This is a genomic window from Streptomyces sp. SID13031, from assembly GCF_010548305.1.
Lineage (GTDB): Bacteria > Actinomycetota > Actinomycetes > Propionibacteriales > Kribbellaceae > Kribbella.
In genome coordinates, this window is record NZ_JAAGLV010000021.1 from 90,023 (window position 1) to 109,787 (window position 19,765).

At 67.8% G+C, this 19,765-nt stretch carries 24 protein-coding genes; 14 read left to right on the forward strand and 10 right to left on the reverse strand.

Annotated elements, in window-relative coordinates:
• The first annotated feature begins 6 nt into the window (after positions 1–6).
• Both G3I17_RS32940 and G3I17_RS32945 read left to right on the forward strand, forming a co-directional pair.
• Positions 7–720, forward strand: a complete 714-nt coding sequence (locus G3I17_RS32940) for a dienelactone hydrolase family protein (protein ID WP_164601969.1) — start codon at positions 7–9, stop codon at positions 718–720.
• A gap of 4 nt (positions 721–724) precedes the next feature.
• Entirely contained in the window at positions 725–1,714 is a 990-nt protein-coding gene (locus tag G3I17_RS32945; protein WP_164601971.1) for a hypothetical protein, read from the forward strand.
• 9 nt (positions 1,715–1,723) lie between these two features.
• Here the strand turns inward: G3I17_RS32945 and G3I17_RS32950 are convergent, their stop codons facing one another.
• Positions 1,724–2,665 (reverse strand): AraC family transcriptional regulator, encoded by a 942-nt coding sequence (locus G3I17_RS32950; protein WP_164601973.1) that lies wholly within the window; start codon positions 2,663–2,665, stop codon positions 1,724–1,726.
• A gap of 93 nt (positions 2,666–2,758) precedes the next feature.
• On the opposite strand from G3I17_RS32950, the gene G3I17_RS32955 reads away from it, so the two are divergent.
• The 6 genes from G3I17_RS32955 to G3I17_RS32980 all read left to right on the forward strand — a co-directional run bounded on the left by G3I17_RS32955 (position 2,759) and on the right by G3I17_RS32980 (position 7,194).
• Positions 2,759–3,607, forward strand: coding sequence for an NAD(P)H-binding protein (locus G3I17_RS32955; RefSeq protein WP_164601975.1), 849 nt, complete (start codon positions 2,759–2,761; stop codon positions 3,605–3,607).
• Positions 3,604–4,137, forward strand: a complete 534-nt coding sequence (locus G3I17_RS32960; protein ID WP_164601977.1) for an anthrone oxygenase family protein — start codon at positions 3,604–3,606, stop codon at positions 4,135–4,137. Before G3I17_RS32955 ends, G3I17_RS32960 begins: the two co-directional genes overlap by 4 nt.
• Complete coding sequence (locus G3I17_RS32965) at positions 4,134–4,976, forward strand: alpha/beta hydrolase (protein WP_164601979.1); 843 nt, start codon at positions 4,134–4,136, stop codon at positions 4,974–4,976. Before G3I17_RS32960 ends, G3I17_RS32965 begins: the two co-directional genes overlap by 4 nt.
• A 10-nt stretch (positions 4,977–4,986) precedes the next feature.
• Positions 4,987–5,307 (forward strand): hypothetical protein, encoded by a 321-nt coding sequence (locus tag G3I17_RS32970; protein WP_164601981.1) that lies wholly within the window; start codon positions 4,987–4,989, stop codon positions 5,305–5,307.
• Positions 5,308–5,340: 33 nt separating this feature from the next.
• Positions 5,341–5,775, forward strand: coding sequence for an SRPBCC family protein (locus G3I17_RS32975; RefSeq protein ID WP_203591089.1), 435 nt, complete (start codon positions 5,341–5,343; stop codon positions 5,773–5,775).
• A gap of 105 nt (positions 5,776–5,880) precedes the next feature.
• Entirely contained in the window at positions 5,881–7,194 is a 1,314-nt protein-coding gene (locus tag G3I17_RS32980; RefSeq protein ID WP_164601983.1) for an erythromycin esterase family protein, read from the forward strand.
• A 48-nt stretch (positions 7,195–7,242) separates the two neighbouring features.
• On the opposite strand, the gene G3I17_RS32985 is transcribed toward G3I17_RS32980, so the two are convergent.
• Positions 7,243–8,055, reverse strand: coding sequence for an ABC transporter permease (locus tag G3I17_RS32985; protein WP_164601985.1), 813 nt, complete (start codon positions 8,053–8,055; stop codon positions 7,243–7,245).
• The gene (locus G3I17_RS32990; protein WP_164601987.1) at positions 8,052–9,026 is read right to left on the reverse strand and encodes an ATP-binding cassette domain-containing protein; all 975 of its coding nucleotides are present in this window, start codon (positions 9,024–9,026) and stop codon (positions 8,052–8,054) included. Before G3I17_RS32990 ends, G3I17_RS32985 begins: the two co-directional genes overlap by 4 nt.
• Before the next feature lie 88 nt (positions 9,027–9,114).
• Here G3I17_RS32990 and G3I17_RS32995 point away from each other — a divergent pair, with 88 nt between their 5' ends.
• Together G3I17_RS32995 and G3I17_RS33000 are read left to right on the forward strand one after the other, a co-directional pair.
• Positions 9,115–10,083: a WYL domain-containing protein gene (locus G3I17_RS32995; protein WP_164601989.1), complete on the forward strand. Its 969-nt coding sequence runs from the start codon at positions 9,115–9,117 to the stop codon at positions 10,081–10,083.
• Positions 10,084–10,454: 371 nt separating this feature from the next.
• Entirely contained in the window at positions 10,455–11,411 is a 957-nt protein-coding gene (locus tag G3I17_RS33000) for a Fic family protein (RefSeq protein ID WP_343238496.1), read from the forward strand.
• Positions 11,412–11,456: 45 nt separating this feature from the next.
• Here G3I17_RS33000 and pip read toward each other — a convergent pair whose 3' ends face one another.
• Entirely contained in the window at positions 11,457–12,416 is a 960-nt protein-coding gene (gene pip, locus G3I17_RS33005; RefSeq protein ID WP_164601993.1) for a prolyl aminopeptidase, read from the reverse strand.
• Between the two features lie 49 nt (positions 12,417–12,465).
• On the opposite strand from pip, the gene G3I17_RS33010 reads away from it, so the two are divergent.
• Positions 12,466–12,960 carry a MarR family transcriptional regulator gene (locus G3I17_RS33010; RefSeq protein WP_164601995.1) on the forward strand — a complete coding sequence of 165 codons (495 nt, stop codon included), beginning with the start codon at positions 12,466–12,468 and terminating at the stop codon, positions 12,958–12,960.
• A 131-nt stretch (positions 12,961–13,091) separates the two neighbouring features.
• On the opposite strand, the gene G3I17_RS33015 is transcribed toward G3I17_RS33010, so the two are convergent.
• The 4 genes from G3I17_RS33015 to G3I17_RS33025 all read right to left on the reverse strand — a co-directional run bounded on the left by G3I17_RS33015 (position 13,092) and on the right by G3I17_RS33025 (position 16,522).
• Positions 13,092–13,763 carry a 2OG-Fe(II) oxygenase gene (locus G3I17_RS33015; RefSeq protein ID WP_164602012.1) on the reverse strand — a complete coding sequence of 224 codons (672 nt, stop codon included), beginning with the start codon at positions 13,761–13,763 and terminating at the stop codon, positions 13,092–13,094.
• A 34-nt stretch (positions 13,764–13,797) separates the two neighbouring features.
• Positions 13,798–14,160: a hypothetical protein gene (locus tag G3I17_RS40120; RefSeq protein ID WP_203591091.1), complete on the reverse strand. Its 363-nt coding sequence runs from the start codon at positions 14,158–14,160 to the stop codon at positions 13,798–13,800.
• A 17-nt stretch (positions 14,161–14,177) separates the two neighbouring features.
• On the reverse strand, positions 14,178–14,675 hold the full coding sequence (locus G3I17_RS40125; protein WP_203591092.1) for a UbiA prenyltransferase family protein: 498 nt from the start codon (positions 14,673–14,675) through the stop codon (positions 14,178–14,180).
• 263 nt (positions 14,676–14,938) lie between these two features.
• Positions 14,939–16,522: an ABC-F family ATP-binding cassette domain-containing protein gene (locus tag G3I17_RS33025; protein WP_164602015.1), complete on the reverse strand. Its 1,584-nt coding sequence runs from the start codon at positions 16,520–16,522 to the stop codon at positions 14,939–14,941.
• A 123-nt stretch (positions 16,523–16,645) separates the two neighbouring features.
• Here G3I17_RS33025 and G3I17_RS33030 point away from each other — a divergent pair, with 123 nt between their 5' ends.
• Positions 16,646–17,272: a TetR/AcrR family transcriptional regulator gene (locus G3I17_RS33030; RefSeq protein WP_164602017.1), complete on the forward strand. Its 627-nt coding sequence runs from the start codon at positions 16,646–16,648 to the stop codon at positions 17,270–17,272.
• Positions 17,273–17,319: 47 nt separating this feature from the next.
• Positions 17,320–17,721: an SDR family oxidoreductase gene (locus tag G3I17_RS33035; protein ID WP_203591093.1), complete on the forward strand. Its 402-nt coding sequence runs from the start codon at positions 17,320–17,322 to the stop codon at positions 17,719–17,721.
• On the opposite strand, the gene G3I17_RS33040 is transcribed toward G3I17_RS33035, so the two are convergent.
• Positions 17,712–18,047: a protein-arginine deiminase family protein gene (locus G3I17_RS33040; protein WP_164602019.1), complete on the reverse strand. Its 336-nt coding sequence runs from the start codon at positions 18,045–18,047 to the stop codon at positions 17,712–17,714. The genes G3I17_RS33035 and G3I17_RS33040 overlap by 10 nt on opposite strands.
• Positions 18,048–18,103: 56 nt before the next feature.
• On the opposite strand from G3I17_RS33040, the gene G3I17_RS33045 reads away from it, so the two are divergent.
• The gene (locus G3I17_RS33045) at positions 18,104–18,955 is read left to right on the forward strand and encodes a DUF3152 domain-containing protein (protein ID WP_203591094.1); all 852 of its coding nucleotides are present in this window, start codon (positions 18,104–18,106) and stop codon (positions 18,953–18,955) included.
• A gap of 40 nt (positions 18,956–18,995) precedes the next feature.
• Here the strand turns inward: G3I17_RS33045 and G3I17_RS33050 are convergent, their stop codons facing one another.
• Positions 18,996–19,547 (reverse strand): MarR family transcriptional regulator, encoded by a 552-nt coding sequence (locus G3I17_RS33050; RefSeq protein WP_164602021.1) that lies wholly within the window; start codon positions 19,545–19,547, stop codon positions 18,996–18,998.
• Between the last annotated feature and the right edge of the window lie 218 nt (positions 19,548–19,765).

Genomic DNA, 19,765 nt, shown 5'->3' on the forward strand with positions numbered 1-19,765 from the left:
CCGTTCGTGACTGAAATCGAGGCGGGTCAGGTTCAGGTGGGGGAGCTGGGGGCGTATCTCGCGCGACCGGTGGGTGCTGAGGCCGGGCCGGGAATGCTGTTGCTGCCGATGATCACCGGGATCGGCGAGCAGCTCCGGGCCTGGGCCGACGAGCTCGCCGGGCGGGGGATCACTGCGCTGGTCTGGGATCCGTTCAAGGGACGTAGTACCGACAACTCGACACAAGACGAGCGGGTGGCCCTGCTCCTCGGACTGGACGACGACACCGCCCTCGCCGAGCAGGTCGCGTTGCTGGACCATCTGCGCGGCGAGCTCGGCTGCACCAAGGTGGGCTCGATCGGCTGGTGCCTCGGTGGCCGGTTCGTCTTGTTGCTGGCGGCAAGGGATCACCGGCTCGCGAACGTGGTCGGCTTCCACCCGACGGTGCCGTCGGAGCTCCGGCCGAACCAGACACACGACGCGATCGCGGACTCGACCGGGATCACCGCGCCGGTGATGATCGTCTACCCGGGCGCCGACGCGGCAGTACCGGTCGCTGACTTCGAGGCGCTGCAGACTGCGTTGCAGAGCAGGGATGTCGGCGCGACGATCACCCACTTCTACCCGGGCGCAGACCATGGTTTCACCGATCGATCCAGGCAGGACAAGGCGGTGAACGCCGACGCCTTCCAGGTCTCCTGGCCGCAGGCGCTCGCGTTCATCGACGCCACCACCGCCTGAAGCCATGGCACAGGGGCATACCCGCAACGCTGGGCTGAGCCGCCGGATGAACCGCTTCTTCCGGCGGACCGCCCCCACCCCGGAGCTGGTCGCCAAGGAGTACGCGAAGCGGTTCATCACCGGCCCCGACGGGTTGCGCTGGCGGCAAGGAGCGCGCTTCGCCGTCTCCGTGCTCAATTCCTTCCCCGCCCCACCACCCCGGTCGATGCCTGCCGACAACGAGGCCTGGCTGCTCGAACGCACGCGCCTGATCGTCGACACTCTCGTCCTGCCCGACCATCGGCCGGGGGAGTTCCACCCCCTGCTGCTGTCGAGCAGCAACCAGGCGCCGCTGGACGACCCGATGACTCTCGACCGCGAGCGCCAGCGCAACTACACCGAGATGCATCTCGGCATCCACACGCCGAATCTGACCGCGCTCGGCCGTCGCATCCTCGCCGCAGAACCGCTGCTGCGGACGGGAATCGTGCACCTGATCCCGAACTACGCTGACCGCTCAACGACGTACACGGACTACCGCAAGGCCGACCGGTCGGATCCGAGCCCTCGCCCGCTGGCGCCCACCTTCGTCCTCGCTGACCGTCTGTTCGTCGACGCAGGCCAGGTGCCGCCGGAGAGTTGGGCGGTCAAACACCTGATCAGCACCCAGATCCCGTACGTCGAGGGCGTCCAGCCGCTCGAATTCGACCGAACCCTCCAGGCCGGCTGGTCAGGCTTCGAGACCTACCGACGACAGCTGCGGACGGCGTACGCGACCCCGTCGAAGCTGCCCGCCCTGCTGGCCACCGCAGAATCCGTACTCCGCTCCCAAGACCGCTTCCGTGGCCGGGTGAGAACCGTGCCGGCCACCTTGGTGAGCGTGGACCACGGCGCCTTCGCGAACGCATACCTGCCATCGCGATCCACTGGCGACCTCTGGAACCGCATCGCCGAGCCGCCGGTCTTCGAGCCTTACCTCCCGTCGACCGACCTGGCCTGGATCCTCGACCGCTGAGCCGCCCAGTCAGGCCGCTGTGCTCGACCGGCGATGGGCCGTCGGGCTGGTGCCGCGGACGCGTTTGAAGGCGACGCTCAAAGCGAACGCGTTGGCGTAACCGACCTTGCGCGCGATCGACTCGACCGTGTCCGTCGTCTCGCGCAACAGGTCCGCGGCCAGCGCGATCCGCCAGCCGGTCAGGTAGGCCATCGGCGCCTCACCGACCAGCCCGGTGAACCGCCTGGCCAGGCTCGCCCTCGAAACCCCGGTGCGATCGGCCAGCTCGACGACACTCCACGGATGCGCCGGCTCCTCGTGCAGCAGCCGCAGCGCGAGCCCGACCACCGGATCGCTCTGCGCCTGGTACCACCCCGGCGCGTGCGACTCGGGCCGAGCGAACCACGCGCGCAAGGTGGTGATCAGCGCGAGGTCGAGCCATCGGTCGAGTACGGACTGCTGACCCGGTTCATCCCGCTGGATCTCGCCGAGCACCATGTCCATCACGGGCCCCGCGACGTCCGCGGCCGGCACCACCAGTACAGATGGGAGAGCGGCGAGCAGTCGGCGGCTGACGTCGCCCTCGAGCTGATAGGTGCCGCTGACAACCATCGCTTCACCGTCCGGCCGGGCGCCGTAGGTCCGGACGCCGAGCCGGGCGCTGTAGTCAATAGGGGCCCCAGGCAACGGTTCGCAGATGCCGAAGGGGTGGATCCGCAGGTTCGGCTCGGTGTCCGGCTGGTCGGCGACGACGTACGGCTCCGGGCCGGACAGGACGGCGACGTCGCGCTCCTCCATCCGGACCGGCGCCTGCCCGGCGCGGATGATCCACGCCGAACCGCGAACGAGCGTCGCGAGCGCGAGTGGCGCCTCGTCGACGATGTGCAGGCCCCACGGCGGATCCAGGATCGTCAGGTTGAACACGCCGCCCCGCGCACGGGTGCCGGCGAGCAGATCATCGAGGACGTCCATATCCAGAAGCCTACCCCACCAGTGAGACGCTCAGACATCGAATTGCGCCAGACAGCCATGGTTTGTCTCATCCAGCCGCGATGAACTTAAGCCATGACAACAACGACACCGATCCTGATCATCGGCGGCAAAGGCAAGACCGGCCGCCGCGTCGCAGAGCAACTCGACGCCCGTGGCGTCCCCTACCAGCTGGCCTCCCGGTCGAGCGAGCAGCGCTTCGACTGGTACGACGAGACCACCTGGTCGCCGACCGTCGCCGGCATCGACACGGCCTACCTCGCGCCGCCCGTCGGCCCGACCGGGCTCACCCGGGCCGGCGAGTTCATCAAGCAGGCGGCGGCCGAGGGGCTGCGCCGGGTAGTTCTGCTGTCCGGCCGTGGCGTCGGCAGCCCGGGTCGCGACTTCGCGGTCTACGAGAGCAGCGTCGAACTCGAGAACGCTGTCCGGGACAGCGGCGCGGACTGGACCATCGTCCGGCCCGCCTGGTTCGCCCAGAACTTCAGCGAGGACTTCCTGCTCGACTACGTGCTCGGCGGCGAGATCCGGGTGGCGGCCGGCAACGGCGGCGAGGCGTGGATCGACACCAACGACATCGGCGACGTGATGACGGCGGTACTGCTCGACGAGCGGCACACCGGCGAGGCCTACTCGCTGTCCGGGCCGCGCACGCTGACGATGGCCGAGGTCGCCGCCGAACTGTCGGCGGTCAGCGGCCGCCCGATCAGGTACGTCGACCTGGAGCAGGAGCAGTTCGTTGCCGAGCTCGTCGGCTACGGGCAGCCGCTGGAGGACGCGGAGGCGGTCCGCGATCTGTTCGCGGTGATCCGCAATCATCGTTCGGAGTACGTGTCGGAGGGCGTCCAGCAGATTCTCGGCCGGGCCCCTCGCGACTTCGCAGACTGGGCGCGGGAGACCGCGCAGACCGGAGTGTGGTCCGCATGAACCTGACCAAGATCCTCATCCTCGTGGGACTCGTCGGCAGTGCGTTGATGGGCGGCCTGTTCTTCGCCTTCGGTACCTCGGTGATGAGCTCACTGCAACGGATGCCGGCCGGCCAGGGCGCCACCGCGATGAACCTGATCAACGTCAGGATCCAGAACCCGCTGTTCCTGCTGGTCTTCTGCGGCACCGCGCTGGTCTGCGTGGCGCTCGCGATCCTCGGCTTCGTCAAGGACAGCCCGGGCAAGTGGTGGCTGCTGGCCGGCTCGCTCCTCTACCTGGTCGGCGTCATCGTGGTCAGCTTCGCCGTCAACATCCCGCTGAACGACCAGCTCGCCGCCGTCGACCCGAACACCGCGGCCGGTGCCGCGGAATGGCTGAACTACCTGGCCAAGTGGAACCCCGCCAACAACCTGCGCGCCATCACCAGCACCCTCGCGGTCGTCGCCTTCGCCCTGGCTCTGCACGCCGGCAACTCAGCTCAAGCCGACTCCCATCGCCCGGCCTCCTCGGTCAGTACTGTCGGGGCATGACCGACTTGCTCAACGTCAACGGCGTCGAGTTGTGCGTCGACACCTTCGGATCCCCCGTGGACCCAGCGATCCTGCTGATCCACGGGGCTTCCGCGTCGATGGACCACTGGGAGCCCGCGTTCTGCGAGCGCCTCGCGGCCGGCCCGCGGTACGTGATCCGCTACGACCACCGCGACACCGGCCAGTCGACCAGCTACGCGCCGGGCAAACCGGAGTACACCGGAGCGGACCTGGTCGCCGACCCGATCGGCATCCTCGACGCACTGGGGATCGGCAAGGCACACCTCGTCGGTATCTCGATGGGCGGAGGTATCGCGCAGCAACTCGCCGTCGAGCACCCCGACCGGGTTGCCTCCGTCACCATGATCGCGACCAGCCCCGGCGGACCGGACCTGCCACCACCGACCGACAAGATCCGTGCCAGCTTCTCCGAGGACACACCGCCGACCGGCTGGTCCGACACCGAGAGCGCCCTCGACGAGCTGATCAAGAGCGACCGCCTCTACGCCGGTTCACTCCCGTACGACGAGCCCGCCCGGCGCGCGCTCTACGCCAAGGCGCTGGCCCGGACCATCAACCCCGACTCGGGGGCGAACCACTGGACGCTCGACGGCGGCGACTCGATCCGCCACCGCCTCCGCGAGATCGCAGTACCGGCCCTGGTCCTCCACGGCACCGAGGACCCGCTCTTCCCACCCGCCCACGGCGAGGCGCTCGCCCGCGAAGTACCGGGTGCCCGGCTGCTGATCCTCCCCGGCGCCGGCCACGAACTCCCCGAACCCACCTGGGACGTGGCGATCCCTGAGATCCTGGCGTTGACCGCTCGCCGTACCAGCTAGGTTTCAGGTCATGGAGCCGCTCATCTTTGCCCACGCCGACGTCCATCTGCAGGTGGAGCACGGGATCCTCGAGGTGTTCATGCGGAATCGGATCATCGGGTCGTACCGGGCGCCGGTGAAGTGGGTGAAGGTGCGGGCGGAGACCCGCAAGGGTGGGCTGACGCGGTTGCACTTCGGCAACATCAAGGAGCTGGACGAGCCGCTGTACGCGGGTTTGACGGGCGCCCAGCACCTGCTGACCAAGGTCGAGATCGAGACCGCCGACGAGCCGCGGTACCGGGCTTTCTTCAGCGAGCTTGCCCGGCAGGCCGATCGCCGGGTCGGTGGATAACTTCGGGTTGGGCTGACCGGTAGCGTGGCGAGCGTGATCACCATCGAGCGCGTTGTCACCGTGGAGAAGTCCGTCGAGAGCGTCTTCGCCTACCTGTCTGACTTCGAGACCACCACCGAGTGGGATCCCGGCACGGTGTCGACGGTGAAGGTGGAAGGCGACGGCGGGCCGGGGACGAAGTACCAGAACAAGTCCTCGTTCGCGGGCCGGGAGACCGAGCTCGAGTACGTCGTGCAGCAGCGTGAGGCGGGTCGGGTCTTCCAGCTCCGCGGCGAGAACAAGACCGTCAGCGCCCTCGACACGATGTCCTTCCGCAGCACCGACGACGGCGGCACCGAGGTGACGTATCGCGCCGAGTTCGAGTTCAAAGGCGTCACCCGGCTGATCGAGCCGCTCTTCAAATCGCAGTTCAAGAAGCTCGGCGACGAGGCCGAAGAGGGTATACGCACCGCGCTCCAGAAGCTCTGAAAGTAGTGCAGGCGCTACTCCGGTTGGGGTGACTGCGGGATGGGCCGGGCGGGTTGATCCGGACAGGGTTGGAACTACTCGATTCCAACTCTCCGGAGGACTTTGATGAAGCGGCTCCTGGCGCTCCCGGCCCTGCTTGTCGCGGCGGCGTTGCCACTGTCGACGGTGACCGCGACCGCGGCACCCACACAGGTCAACCCAGTGCCTGCGCTGACCGCGGCGGCGCACCCGATTCGTAGTACCGCTGCGACGAGCAGCCTGCGTGACCTGACGCCGCTCGCCGCGATGGTCGGTGACGCGCGCATCGTCGGGCTCGGCGAGGCGACGCACAGCTCGAGCGAGTTCCTCACGCTGAAGCACAAGATCTTCCGCTCGCTGGTGGAGGAGAAGGGCTTCACGACGTTCGCCCTCGAAGCCCCGTGGAGCACCGGGCTCGAGCTCGACCGGTACATCGTCAGCGGGGTGGGCGATCCGCGCGAGATCATGCGGCGCGAGTTCCAGGACGCGTACAAATTCTGGAACGTGCAGGAGTACCTCGACCTGATCGAGTGGATGCGCTCCTACAACCGCACCCACGCCCGCAAGCTCCACTTCGTCGGCGATGACCTCGGCTACGCGAGCCCAGCCCTGCTCGACCGCGTCACCAGCTATGTCGGCAAGACCAGCCCGGCGCTGCTGCCCGAGATCAAGAGCCTGTACGCCGGTATTCGCTCCGATTCCGAGTACGCCGCCTGGTCCGCGGCGTACTTCACCAAGCCGCTCGCCGAGCGGGTCAAGCTCGCGGCGGGCGCCCAGCGGGCCGTAGTACTGGTCGAGTCGTTGCCCGCGAGCCCCGAGCGGACCTGGGCGGCGCAGCATGCCCGGGCGATCTGGCAGGTGGCGAAGTTCTACTCGTTCGACATCACGGACCCGAAGGTGACGCCGAAGGCGATGTACTTCCGGGACGAGTCGATGGCGGCCAACACCGCGTGGTGGGCCCGCACCACCAGGGCCAAGGTCGTGCTGTCGGCGCACAACGGCCATATCGCCCTCGAAGCCGGGTCGCCGGCCGATTATCCGAAGACTCAGGGGCAGTTCCTCCGCGAGCAGTTCGGTCGTGACTACGTGACGGTCGGGACGTCCTTCGACCACGGGTCCTTCAACTCCCACAACACCGCTGACGGTCAGCTCCGCGTCTTCACCGTGCCGCCGGCGGCGAAGGGCAGCAACGAGTACACCCTCGACAAGGTGCCGTACCGCGACTACCTGATCGACCTGCGGCGCCTGCCCGGCAACACCCGCGACTGGCTCGACGTACGCCGGCCGACGCGCGACATCGGCACCGGCTACCCCACCCCCGAGCTGCCGATCCGCCTCGCTCCTTCGTACGACCTCCTGATCCACCTCAACCAGGTCTCGGCGGCGCACCTCCGCTTCTGACCGCAGGACCCCGAGGCCGGTTGCGGCCTCAGGGTCATCGGGCGTGGATCAGTCAGCCGACCGCAGCATCATCCGGATGCCGACCGTCAGGCCGAGCGCGACAGTGACCAGCGCGGCGAGCCAGCCCCAGAGGACTGCCGTCGAGGTGAGGTCACCGGCGAACAGCGTCCGCTCGGCGTCGACCAGGTAGGACAGCGGGTTGAACTTCGACGCGACCCGCATCCACTCCGGCCCGGTCTCCAGCGGCAGCAGCATCCCGGACAGGATCATCAGCGGGAACAGGAACGTCTGCTGCACCACCCAGAACATCCACTCCTGTTTGCGGACCGCGATCGCCAGCGCATAGCTGAACGAGCCCAGCCCGACCCCGAACACGGCCAGCAGCACCAGCCCGACGATCGCGCCGCCCAGGTGCAGGTCGAAACCGAACGGCGTCATCACCGCGATCACGATCACCGCCTGCCCGAACAGCGGCACCATCTCCTTCAGCGCCCGCCCGATCAGCAGCGACGAGCGGGACAGCGGCGTCACCAGCATCCGTTCGTGCGCGCCGGTCTGGAACTCGAAGAGCAGGTTCGACCCGGTCGTCGACGTACCGAACAAGGTCGTCATCACCAGGATGGCCGGCACGAACCACTGCCAGACGCCACCGTCGAGGGAGCCGCCGAGCGAACCCGCGAGCAGCGGACCGAAGAGGGCCAGGAAGACCAGCGGCTGGATCATCCCGAAGATCAGCGAGAACGGGTCGCGCAGGACCGGCTTCAGCTCCCGCCGCATCACGATCGCGGTGTCCCGGAAGAGGTTCCGGTTCATCGGCCTGACGGCCTGGTGGGTCACGGTGGGAACGGTGAGCGTGCTCATGCTGCGGCCTTTCCGGTGGAGTCGGCCTCGCGCAGGCTGCGGCCGGTGAGATTGAGGAAGACGTCATCGAGCGTCGGCCTGAGTACCTGGGCGGCAGTAACCGGTACTGCGTAGTGCTGGCTCGCCGCGATGAGCTCGGGCAACGCCTTCGGCCCGTCCGCGACGCGTACGGTCAGCCGGTCGCCGTCTCCAACCACTTCTCTTGCGCCGGGCAACTTGTGCGCCAGCTCGGCGAGTTGCGAAAGGTTGCCCGGCGCAACGGTCAGGACGAGCTGGTCGCCAGCCAGATCGGCCTTCAGCGCATCGGCGGTGTCGTCGGCGATCACCTCGCCGTGGTCGACCACGACGACCCGCTCGGCCATCGAGTCCGCCTCGTCCAGGTAGTGCGTGGTGAGTACGATCGTCATCGAGTACTGCTCGCGCATCCGGAGGATGTGGGCCCACAGGTTGGCCCGGTTCTGCGGATCGAGCCCGGTCGACGGCTCGTCCAGGAACAACAGCCCGGGTGCGTGCACGAGCCCCATCGCGACATCGAGCCGGCGGCGCTGGCCACCCGACAGTTCGGACACCTTGCGCTTGGCCAGCTCGCCGAGCTCGAGCGAGTCCAGCAGCTCGTCGGTCCGCCGCTTCGCCGATCGCGGGTCGAGGCCGTAGATGACGCCTTGGCCGTAGAGCTCGTCGCGGACCCGTTGCGAGTGGCCCGCGCCGTTGCCCTGGCCGACGTACCCGATCTGCCGGCGTACCCGGCTGGGGTCGGCCGTGACGTCGTACCCGGCGACCTTCGCGGTACCGGAGGTCGGGGCGATCAGGGTGGTGAGCATCCGCAGCATCGTCGTCTTGCCTGCGCCGTTCGGGCCGAGCACGGCGACGAGTTCGCCCGGCTCGACGTCCAGGCTGATGCCGCGGACCGCGTGCACGGTCTCGGTGCGGCTCACCACGAAGTCCTTGGTGAGCTCTCGGGTGCTGATCACGGTGTCTCCTTCGTTGGGGGCCTGACACCGACGACATTTCCAGCAGTAGAGGACAGGTTCTGGCCGGTACTCGTGGCAATCTGAAGTCATGTCCGAAACCTCCGCTCGGCTCCTCTCGCTGCTGTCCCTGCTACAGGCCCGCCGCGACTGGCCGGGCGCGCTACTGGCCGAAAGGCTGGAGGTGAGCCCGCGTACGGTCCGCCGCGACGTGGATCGCCTGCGCGACCTCGGGTATCCGGTCCGCGCGAGCAAGGGCCCGGACGGCGGCTACCGCCTCGACGCGGGCGCCGACCTGCCCCCGCTGTTGTTCGACGACGACCAGGCGATCGCGGTCGCCGTCGCCCTGCAGACCGCGACGACCACGGTCACCGGCATCGAAGAGGGCGCCCTGCGCGCGCTCGCCACGGTCCGCCAGGTGATGCCCGCGCGCCTGCGTCAACGCGTCGACGCGCTCCAGGTCACCACCATCGACCGGTACGCCGATTCGCGCCGCATCAAGGTGGACTCCAACCACCTGATCGCGATCGGCACCGCAGTACGCGCCCGCGAAGTACTGCGCTTCGACTACGCCTCACCCGACGCGCCCGCGGGGGAGTGGGTGCCCCCACGCAAGGTCGAGCCCCACCACCTGGTCACCTGGGGCGGCCGCTGGTACCTGGTCGGCTGGGACCTGGACCGCAACGACTGGCGAACCTTCCGAGTCGACCGCATGCTCCCCAAAACCCCGACGGGCCCCCGATTCACTCCCCGAGAACTCCCCGCCCCCGACGTCTCGACCTACATCTCAACCCGCTTCCAGAGCCAGAACCAATGGCCCTGCCGAGGCACAGCAATCCTCCAAGCCAAGGCCGCCGACATAGCCCGCTGGGCCGGCCGCGACGCCCTGGTAGAAGAGGTCACCCCCACCACCTGCCGCCTAACCCTCAACGGCTGGTCCTGGACCGGCCTAGCAGCCACCTTCGGCATGTTCGAGGCCGCCATGGAGTTCACCACTCCACCCGCCCTGAAAGAAGCAGCCCACCAACTAGCCGCCCGCTACACCACCGCAGCGACCTAGCAAGCGCTACGACAAAGGACGGGCTCCACCCGGCTGCCTGCCAGCGGGGTCACCCCGGCATCGCCCGCCTGAGCCACCCCGACCCACCTAACCAGCGAGGCTCCCGTTGTCGCCGGATCTCCGAGAGCAAATGTGCCGCTAGGTACGGATCAAACATTGACGTAATGATTGTATCAATCTATTTTTAAGAGATGCTCTTCCCGACGCCTGCGCTCACCGCCGCTGACGAACGCGTTCTGGCTGAAATCGACCGGATGCGGGACGCCTTGCGCCATCAAGTCCGCGCGACGCCCACCAAATGGACGGCTGGTCTGCGGAAGTTCCTGACCGCGGACGCCGTTGCCGGGTCGAACTCGATCGAGGGCTTCAAGGTGTCGACGGTTGATGTCGAGGACCTGATGGCGGGTGAGCGCGATGTCGAGATCTCCGATGAGAATCGCGAAGAGACCCTGGCCTACCAACGCATGATGACCTATCTCCAGACGTTGCACGATGTCGAGGATTTCACCTACAGCAAGGGTTTTCTCAACGCGCTGCACTGGATGCTTCAAGGGCATCGGCACACTTCCCGCAAGCCGGCCGGGCAATGGCGCAAGGGGGCTGTCTACGTCACCGACGTCCGCGATCCCAGTATCGCGGCCTATACGGCGCCCCCCGCCGACGAACTCCCGGCACTGATGGCGGAGCTGGTCGACTGGCTGAACGCGGAAGACTCCACGCACCTACTGGTCCGGGCGGCGATGGCACACCTGCAACTCGTCTCCATCCATCCATGGGCTGATGGCAACGGCCGGATGTCTCGCTCTCTGCAGACCTTGATGATCGCGCGGGAAGGCGTGCTGGCGCCTGAGTTCTCCTCTATCGAGGCGTGGCTCGGTCGCCCCGGCAACACCTGGGAGTACTACCGGGAGCTCACCCTCCGCGGAGCCGTCTACCTTCCCGATCAGGACGTCGCCGGCTGGATTCGTTTCAACCTCATCGCCTATCACCAGCAGGCACAAACTGTTCAGAGTCGGCTCGACCGTTCGGCACGCGCTTGGACGGCGCTTGGCGACTTCGTCAAACAGGCAGGTCTCGACGAGCGGCTGGTCACCGCGCTGCATGACATCGCCATGGCCGGACGAGTCAGACGCTCCCGCTACGAACAGTCCGAGGGCCTCAACCGGCAACAGGCGCAACGTGATCTCAGAGACCTCGTGACGGCTCAATTCCTCCAGCCGGTCGGCCGTACCCGGGCCCGCTACTACATCGCCGGTTCGCGCTTCCCGGAGCCGATCCTGGAGATCGCCGGCACGCCGATCACCCTGACGAATCCCTACGGTTCCTGACGTCAGTACAGGCTGGGATCGAGTGGTGAGGAGATGGCGTAGCGGTCAGCTCTTCGGCTGGGTTGCGAACCGGTCGATTGCGGTCAGGACCAGGTCGGAGACGCTTGCTTTTCCTGCGCCGTGGCCGGCGTCGGTGACGATGTGGAGTTCGGCGTCCGGCCAGGCCTGGGCTAGTCGCCAGGCGGTGTCGGGTGGGCTGCTGATGTCCAGGCGGCCGGTGATGAGCACGCCGGGGATGCCGGCCAGCTTGGGTGCGTCGCGAAGCAGGGCGCCGTCCTCGATCCATCCTGCGTGACCCCAGTAGTGCGACACGAGCCGCGCGAACCGCAGTCGGAAGGTCGGGTCCTCATAGCGCGGATCCGGCTTGAAGCCTTGGTACGTCGACACATGCGTGTCCTCCCACTCGCACCAAGCCCTCGCCGCCCTGTCCCGCACGGCTGGATCGGGATCGTGCAGCAACCGGCTGTACGCGAGCGCAAGGTTCCCATCCCGCTCCTCCACCGGTACGACGTCCAGGAACCGCGTCCACTCCTCGGGGAAGATCCGGCTCATGTCGCGGGTGATCCACTCGACCTCACGGGGAGTCGTGCTCGTCACGCTGAACACCACGATCTCGGAGACAGCCGACGGGTGCTGCTCGGCGTACGCGAAAGCGAGCGTCGCACCCCACGACGCCCCGAGCACGAGCCACTGCTCGATCCCGAGCTGCTCGCGCAGCTGCTCGATGTCCGCGACGAGATGCCAGGTCGTGTTGGTGCTCAGATCCGCATCCGGCTCGGCGGCATCCGGCGTACTGCGACCGCAGCCGCGCTGGTCGAACAACACCACCCGGTACTTCGCCGGATCGAAGAAGCGACGCCAGAACGCCCCGGCTCCCGATCCCGGCCCACCATGCAGCACCACGGCCGGCTTCCCCTCGGGGTTACCGCAGACCTCCCAATAGACGAGCTGCCCATCTCCCACGTCGAGCATCCCGCGGTCGTACGGCTCGGTCTCCTGGTGCATCGGGCCTCCGTCGATCGCCTCAATCTAACAGTGCTGTTAGATTACTCCCATGGAAGGCGCGATCGGTACTCGGTTACGGCACGTGCTGGAGTTGCTCGACGGCGATGTGGCGAAGGGTTACGTCGACGCCGGCTTGCCGGAGTACCGGCCGCGGTTCTCGCCGATCGTCCGGGCGTTGGTTGCCGAGGGCCCGTTGTCGATCCGGGCGCTCGCCGGGGCGGTCGGGGTGACACACTCCGCCGCCAGTCAGACGGTTGCCCAGCTCAACCGTTCCGGCTTCGTCACACTCGAACCCGGCAAGGACGCGCGGCAGCGGATCGTCCACCTCACCGTCAAGGCGCGCGCGTTGCTGCCGATCATCGAAGCGGAGTGGCAGGCAACCACCACCGCGCTGGCCGAGCTGGACGCGGAGCTCTCAGTGCCACTCGCTCAGGTCCTCGACGAGGTGGTCGCCGCTGTCGAACGCCGGTCGTTCCGGCTACGGATCAGCGAACACACCGCCCAGGGCCCGGATGCCTCCCACCGCGAGAACCTGCGCCACTGACGAGGACCACTTGTCCCGAGCGACAGGACATAGTGCCTGTGCTGCGACTATCCGCCGCCCCCGTGAGCGTGGGGCCAGCCCAACCTCCCGACTATGTCCTGTCGCTCGGGACGCTTCGCCGGCGGCAGTTGTCACGCGGCGTCGTGGAAGACAAGGCCGAGGGTGTGGCGGGTTCCTGAGCGGATGGTGCTCACGCCGTGCCGGACCGGTGCGGCAGACCAGCCGCGGGCCGACTTCACCGGACGATCGCGCGTGGTGAAGATCAGTCCCCGCCCCTGAGGCAGCAGCGTGACAGTGCCGCGCGACTGCGCTCGCGGCCGCTGCTCGACCAGCAGGAACTCGCCGCCTTCGTGGTCGACGCCCGGTTTGTTCAGCCCGATCACGATCTGCAGCGGGAAGACAAGATCGCCGTACAGGTCGCGGTGCAAGGCGTTCCAGTCACCGGCCTGGTACTTGAGCAGGATCGGCGTCGGCTTCGTCTGCCCCGCCCGGTGGCAGTCGTCGAGCCACTCGTCGAGAGTGTCCGGCCAGGGCGCGGGGCGGTTGAGCTTGGCCGCCCACTCGCGCGCAACCGGGAGCAACTGTGGATAGAACTCTTCCCGAAGCTTGGCGACGACGTCGGGCAGCGGGTGATCGAAGTACCGGTACTGCCCCGAGCCGAACCGGTAGCGGGCCATGTCGATGGTGGAGCGGAACCGCCGCACCTCGTCGTACAGGCCGGAGATCTCCTCGCACTGCTTGGGCGTGAGCAGTGGGGGCGTCAGCGCGCAGCCGTGTTCGTCGAGTTCTTCTTTCCAGGTCATACCAACAGAACGGCTGGAGCCGGAGAGGTGTGAGTCAGAGGACGCCGGTGTAGGTGAGGGCGAAAGTGCCGCAGGGGAGGAGGAACAGGGTGGCGAGGATGACGACACCCTTGAATGTCATGCCCGGGCCGATGAAGCGCCGGTATGCCGCGACGAGGACCGGGACCATCACGATCTCCAGCGCGAGCATGCTGCGTGGAATCACCGCATCCAAGGCCGCCAGTACGACGGACAGCCCCGCCGCCGCGACCCAGAACGCAAACCCCAGCCGGTACGTCGCCCGCGCGCCGAGCCGCACCGCGATCGTCCGGTACCCCGCCGCGCGATCCGCCTCCAAGTCGGCGAGCGTCGTCGGCAGGTAGAGCCCGATCGCCGCCAACGTCCCCTGCAACGCCATCACCCAAGGAAACCCACTCAGGTGGGGTTGACCGCAGCCCATCCCGCCAACGGCCCGAACGTCCCCAAAGCCAGCGAGTTCGCCGCAACATCGAATCCGGCCCGAGTCTTCAACCGCACCGGCGGCACGCTGTACGCGAACCCCAACGCCACCGCCAGCACGACACCCAACGCAAAGGTCGTCCCCACAAAGAAGGCAACCCCGACCGAAGCCACCCCGGCCGCGACCGCGAGCCACTTCGCTTCGGCCAACGACACCCGCCCGTCGAGCAACGGCGACTTCGACTTCCGCGGATTGATCAAATCGCCAGGCAAGTCATACGCATCATTGATCGCCAACACCGACAACCAGAGCAACGGCCCCATCACCACAGCCCCGACGAGCAAGCGAGGCCAGTCCGCAACCACGGGCACCAGCCGATGCGTCGCGAGCAGGACCCCGACGTAGTACGGCACTACAGAGACAACCCAGAAGGCCGGGCGCCCCACCGCAAGTACGTCCCGCGCCCGGGGCACACGAACAAGTCTTGGTCCCACCAATGTGGTCACGTAATCCACACTGCTCCTGCTACGGCCTAACCGCGTCCCTCCGGCGGGTGAATCGGCTCACTCCTAGGCGTGGATGTGGGCAAGAACACCGATCTCCAGCGCTACGTTCAGCCGCCCCATCGCCACCGACCCGCGCCACGCCCCCGGCATGCGCCAGCGTCGTCCAGTCCGCGCCAGACCCGTCCAGCGCCACGCCGTACGGGCCATCGTTGCTGTCAGCAACAACAGTTTCAGTGCTCCGCAAAGCTCTTCTCCTCCAGTTCGAGAACGCCGCCCCGCCACCTGGACGCGAATCGCCGGTCGTGGCTGACCACCACCAGGGCGCCGTCGTACTGATCGAGCGCCGTCTCCAGTTCCTCCACGAGCACCAGCGACAAGTGGTTCGTCGGCTCGTCGAGTACCAGTACGTCGTACCGCGTGGTCAGCAACCGTACGAGTGCCAGCCGCCGCCGCTGCCCCGTCGACAGGTCACCGACCCGCGTCTGCAACTGGTCGCGCTTGAACAATCCCAACCGGCCAGCGCCGGCGTACAGCATCAGCTCCTGCCGCAAGGTCCGATCCGGCCGTTCCTCGACGACCTCCTGCGCCAGATACCCGATCTGCCCGCGCCGATCCACGGACCCCGAGTCAGGCGTCAGCCCACCGGTCAGTACTTCGAGCAGCGTCGACTTCCCGATTCCGTTGGGTCCGGCGATCAACAACCGATCACCCCTCGAAACCTTCACCGATGTCGCCCGCAGCCGGCCCCGTACAGACACCGCGGCCGCATCGAGCAGCACGCCGGTCGAGCCGGCTGTCCGCAATGCCGCCGTGAAGCGCAGCGGCTTCGACGGCACCGGCGGCGGGTTCTCCTCCAACCGCCGCAGCCGCTCCTTGGCGTTGCGGATCTTGCTCCGCTCAGCCTCGTTGACGCGGCCGGTCGCGCGGTCGTAGGCCATCTTGTTGTTGTCCGTCATCGGCCGGCCGTAGGCGACCCGATCAGCCGTGGTCTGCACCGTCGTGCGCATGATGGCGACCTCGTCCTCCCAGACCTGCCGCGCCTGCGTGATCCGGGCCCGCTCGGCTGCCTTCTCTTTGAGGTACCCCGAGTAGCCGTTGCCGTAGCGCGTCACCTGATGCGTGTCGCCGTCCACCTCGAACAGCGTCGCCGCGACCCGCTCCAGGAACGCGCGATCGTGCGACACGACCACCGTCGTACCGGCCCGCGACAGCAGGTAGTCCTCCAGCCAGACCGCCGCCGCCAGATCGAGATGGTTCGTCGGCTCGTCGAGTAGCAACACCTCAGGAGCAGCAACCAGTACTGCGGCCAGGTGCAGCCGCGCCTGCTCGCCACCGGACAGCGTCGCCAGCACCCGATCGCCAGGAAGGGACCTCAATCCCAACCCCGCCAGCGCCCGCTGGAACCGCGCCTCGGCGTCGTACCCCTCCCGCACCTGGAACGCGGTCTGCAACTCGCCGTACTCGGTCAGCCCGGAATCATTGCCATTGGCAAGCAAACCCTCGAGCTCCAGCATCCGGGCCTCGATCGCCCGCAGCTCGGCCAGGGCGAGATCGAGAACCGCGGACACCGTGAGGTGTAGCGGCAACGGGTTGTCCTGACCGAGAAAGCCGATGCTCTCGGCGACCTCCACCTTGCCGTCGTTGTCGGGCGCATCGATCCCGGCCAGGATCCGGAGCAGGGTGGACTTGCCCGACCCGTTCTCGCCGATCAGGCCGCTCACCTGTCCGGGCGGGAAGGCGCAGCTCACCCGATCGAGCACCGGGCGATGGTCGTACGACTTGGAGATCTCGTGCAAAGACAACTGGCTAGACATACGTGTCCTCCTGACGCGCTGGAACGGACGGCGGTCCCGCGCTGGGACGACCGGTTCGACGGCGGGTCAGAGAATCACTGCTAGCTCCTGCTAATGCGACGAATGTTGCGTTAGGATCATGACATGGACGCCGCCCCGAAGGCAAGGCACGCCCCGGCGCCCGAGAGCGCGCGACCGGGTGGCCGGACCGCGCGGGTCCGCGCCGACGTGCTGGCGGCCGTCGAGGCGGAGCTGGCCGAGCATGGGTACGACGGGCTGACCGTTGACGGTGTCGCCGCCCGCTCCGGCGTCCACCGGACCACGGTCTACCGCCGCTGGCACACGGTCGACGGCCTGCTGATCGACCTGCTCGCGATGGGCGCCGACGACACCTGGGTGCCCACCGAGACCGGCTCGCTCGAGGGCGATCTGGTCGAGCTCAACCGCGAGATCCACGGCTCGCTGGCGACCTCTCCGTCGCTGACGGTCGCGGTCATCGCAGCGTCTTACCGGACCGCCGAGGCAGCCGCCGCCCTGCACGACTTCTGGAAAGACCGCTATGAGCGGAGCGCGATCGTCGTCACCCGAGCGATCGAACGTGGCGAGATCCCGCCCGGCACCGACGCCCACCGCGTCCTGCTCACCGCGACCGCGCCTCTCTTCCACCAGCTCGCGCTGCTGCGGCAGGAGCTGACGGCGGCCGACGCCGAGCGCTACGCCCGCGACGCCGCCGAGTCAGCGAAGGCGGGCATCCTCCGGACGTACCCCTGAAAAGATGAGGGCAGCGTCTTCGACGTCGACCTCAAGGCGCCTGGCTGATGGCCCGCGCCGTCCTGCCCCCGATGATCGAGGCCGGCCACGGCGCGATCGTCAACATCGCCTCGATCCACTCCCACCTCACCACCGCCGGCATGTTCCCGTACGCCGCCGCCAAGTCCGGCCTGGTCGGCATGACCCGCAGCCTCGCCCTCGACGTCGCACCCCACAACATCCGCGTCAACGCCGTCAGCCCCGGCTTCATCGCCACCGACCTCCTCGAAGAATTCTTCGACACCATCCCCAACGCCCGCGAATCCGCCCTCGCAGTCCATCCTCTGGGCCGCATCGGCACCCCCGAAGACGTCGCCGAGGTCGTCTGCTTCCTAGCCTCCCGAGCAGCTGCCTTCGTCACCGGCGCCAACTGGTCAGTAGACGGCGGCCTAGGCATCCGCTACGCCTGAATCCCTGACTTCCACCAACTATCGGTAGACCGGGTGTCGCGCAGTGCGTTGGTCGCGCAGTGCACTTCGCCACCGCCCAGGTGGGCCCAGAAGAAGTCCTCCACCCAATACACCCGTACGCCGTTGCGCCCGAGTGCTCGTTCCGTCGCCTGGCCGAAGATGTCCCGGCCGCCCACCTTCGGGCCGTGCGGATCCGGTGCTGCGAAGTCCCGCCCGGTCAGCGACAGCCCATTCACCAGACCTGGAGTGCTTGCCCGCAGCAACGATCTCCATCCGTGGAAGGAGAGGTGCTGAGCTGCGGCCGTCGAGAAGGGGATTTGCCTCATCAGGCAAGTACTGGGTGAGGACGCGCTCAACCGGAGCGCGGGGTGAGGAGCTGTTGATGCGCAAGACGAGGATCGCCGCGCTGGGGATCGTTGCGGCGGTAGCGGTCGGAGCTTTCTTCCAGCTTCCGGCCAGTCCTTTCTCCCGCAACGGCTACCCAGAGCGACCGGAAACCGAGACGTCGACTAGCCAGACGCGTGGCGGCAAGGCCGGCTCCTCGAAGCCGAGCACCTCGGTCGACCCGGGTGGTACTGACAGCTCCGTAGTACCGGAGACGCCGGCGTCCAACCCGGCGCCCGGGCAGGGCGATCCTGGGATCACGTATCCCGTCCGTGGCACGGTCAGCTTCACGGTTCTGCCTGGCGACCCAGCCACGATCGGCCGGGCCGGCAAGCTCTACACCTTTCAGCTCGCGATCGAGGGTGGCATCAAGGGCGTCGATCACGCGGCCTTCGCGAGCTTCGTCCGCGAGACCTATGGCGCACCGCAGGGCTGGGCCTCGGCCGGCAAGTACCGGTTCCGCCAGGTCGGGCCGGGGGAGACGGCCGACTTTCGGCTGATGCTCGTCACGCCCGCCACTCGTGACACCTACTGCGGTGGCGGCTTCGACCAGTACACGAGCTGCCGGATCGGCGACCGCGTCATCCTCAATGTGGCCCGTTGGGCCAGGGGAGTACCCAACTACGGCGCCGGCCTGACGACGTACCGGCAGTACATGATCAATCACGAAACCGGCCATCGCCTCGGCAACGCCCACGAACTCTGCACCGGGGCAGGCCAGCCGGCCCCGGTGATGCAGCAGCAGACCCTCGGCCTGCACGGCTGCACCGCCTACGCCTGGCCATACCGGAACGGCCAACGCTACGAGGGCCAACTCGGCAAGTACGACGACCCGACCCCGACCAACTAGAGGGAACGTCGGAGGTGGGCGTCCAGTACTGGGGATGCGGTCAGTTGTGGAGGATGGTCGGGGGGAGTTGGTCGGAGACCGGGGCGGTGATCGCGGCGGACTCGAGACCGTCGGCGACGGTGTGCAGGAGGCGGATCAGTTGGGCGGCGTCGGCGGGGCCAAGGATGCCGGTGATCACGTCGAGCACCCGGACGGTCAGACCGTCGAGCTGGGACAGCCTGGCCTGACCCATTCCGGTCACGGTGAGGGCCGGTGAGGTGCGCGCCAGGCCGAGAGCGGCGAGCTCGGCGATGGCGAGCTCTGCCTCGCCCGCGGTGGTGCCGACCTGGGCGGCGACAGCCTCGGCGGAATCGCGGCCGTTGGAGATCGCGCTCAGCACGAGCGCGGCCGGCATCTTGATCCCGACGGCGTCCTGCAGTCCGAGGATGAGTGGATGGGCGTGGCCGCGGACCCGCTCCACGGCGTCCAGCAGGCGGAGTGCCTCGCTGATGTCGCCGATCAGGTGTTCGGTCTGGACGGTAGCGATCCCGGTCGGTGAAACGACCCGGTCGGGAACCGCCAGGGTCTTGGTGCCGGCGTCTTCGATGGTCACTTCACCAGCGTACGGAGGCCGCGGGGCCGCCTCGGCGTGTCGTACCTGAGGAAACGCTATGAATTGCGTCTCCCGAAGTAATCGAACAGGCCTTCGAGTGGCGCAGTGAGCCGGGTGAACGACCGGTGAAGAGATTCTGGACAATTGGCCAGATTTCGTGCGTGACCTTCCGTTCGGCTCGCCCGTTGAACCTGACGTGACGGTGAACACACGGCGCA

Excerpts from the sequence above, each read along its gene's own strand:
- G3I17_RS32945 (WP_164601971.1), top strand. The coding sequence starts at position 725 with ATGGCACAGGGGCATACCCGCAACGCTGGGCTGAGCCGCCGGATGAAC.
- G3I17_RS32950 (WP_164601973.1), bottom strand. The coding sequence starts at position 2,665 with ATGGACGTCCTCGATGATCTGCTCGCCGGCACCCGTGCGCGGGGCGGC.
- G3I17_RS32955 (WP_164601975.1), top strand. The coding sequence starts at position 2,759 with ATGACAACAACGACACCGATCCTGATCATCGGCGGCAAAGGCAAGACC.
- G3I17_RS32960 (WP_164601977.1), top strand. The coding sequence starts at position 3,604 with ATGAACCTGACCAAGATCCTCATCCTCGTGGGACTCGTCGGCAGTGCG.
- G3I17_RS32965 (WP_164601979.1), top strand. The coding sequence starts at position 4,134 with ATGACCGACTTGCTCAACGTCAACGGCGTCGAGTTGTGCGTCGACACC.
- G3I17_RS32970 (WP_164601981.1), top strand. The coding sequence starts at position 4,987 with ATGGAGCCGCTCATCTTTGCCCACGCCGACGTCCATCTGCAGGTGGAG.
- G3I17_RS32980 (WP_164601983.1), top strand. The coding sequence starts at position 5,881 with ATGAAGCGGCTCCTGGCGCTCCCGGCCCTGCTTGTCGCGGCGGCGTTG.
- G3I17_RS32985 (WP_164601985.1), bottom strand. The coding sequence starts at position 8,055 with ATGAGCACGCTCACCGTTCCCACCGTGACCCACCAGGCCGTCAGGCCG.
- G3I17_RS32995 (WP_164601989.1), top strand. The coding sequence starts at position 9,115 with ATGTCCGAAACCTCCGCTCGGCTCCTCTCGCTGCTGTCCCTGCTACAG.
- pip (WP_164601993.1), bottom strand. The coding sequence starts at position 12,416 with ATGCACCAGGAGACCGAGCCGTACGACCGCGGGATGCTCGACGTGGGA.
- G3I17_RS33010 (WP_164601995.1), top strand. The coding sequence starts at position 12,466 with ATGGAAGGCGCGATCGGTACTCGGTTACGGCACGTGCTGGAGTTGCTC.
- G3I17_RS33015 (WP_164602012.1), bottom strand. The coding sequence starts at position 13,763 with ATGACCTGGAAAGAAGAACTCGACGAACACGGCTGCGCGCTGACGCCC.
- G3I17_RS40120 (WP_203591091.1), bottom strand. The coding sequence starts at position 14,160 with ATGGCGTTGCAGGGGACGTTGGCGGCGATCGGGCTCTACCTGCCGACG.
- G3I17_RS33025 (WP_164602015.1), bottom strand. The coding sequence starts at position 16,522 with ATGTCTAGCCAGTTGTCTTTGCACGAGATCTCCAAGTCGTACGACCAT.
- G3I17_RS33030 (WP_164602017.1), top strand. The coding sequence starts at position 16,646 with ATGGACGCCGCCCCGAAGGCAAGGCACGCCCCGGCGCCCGAGAGCGCG.
- G3I17_RS33035 (WP_203591093.1), top strand. The coding sequence starts at position 17,320 with ATGGCCCGCGCCGTCCTGCCCCCGATGATCGAGGCCGGCCACGGCGCG.
- G3I17_RS33040 (WP_164602019.1), bottom strand. The coding sequence starts at position 18,047 with ATGAGGCAAATCCCCTTCTCGACGGCCGCAGCTCAGCACCTCTCCTTC.
- G3I17_RS33045 (WP_203591094.1), top strand. The coding sequence starts at position 18,104 with ATGCGCAAGACGAGGATCGCCGCGCTGGGGATCGTTGCGGCGGTAGCG.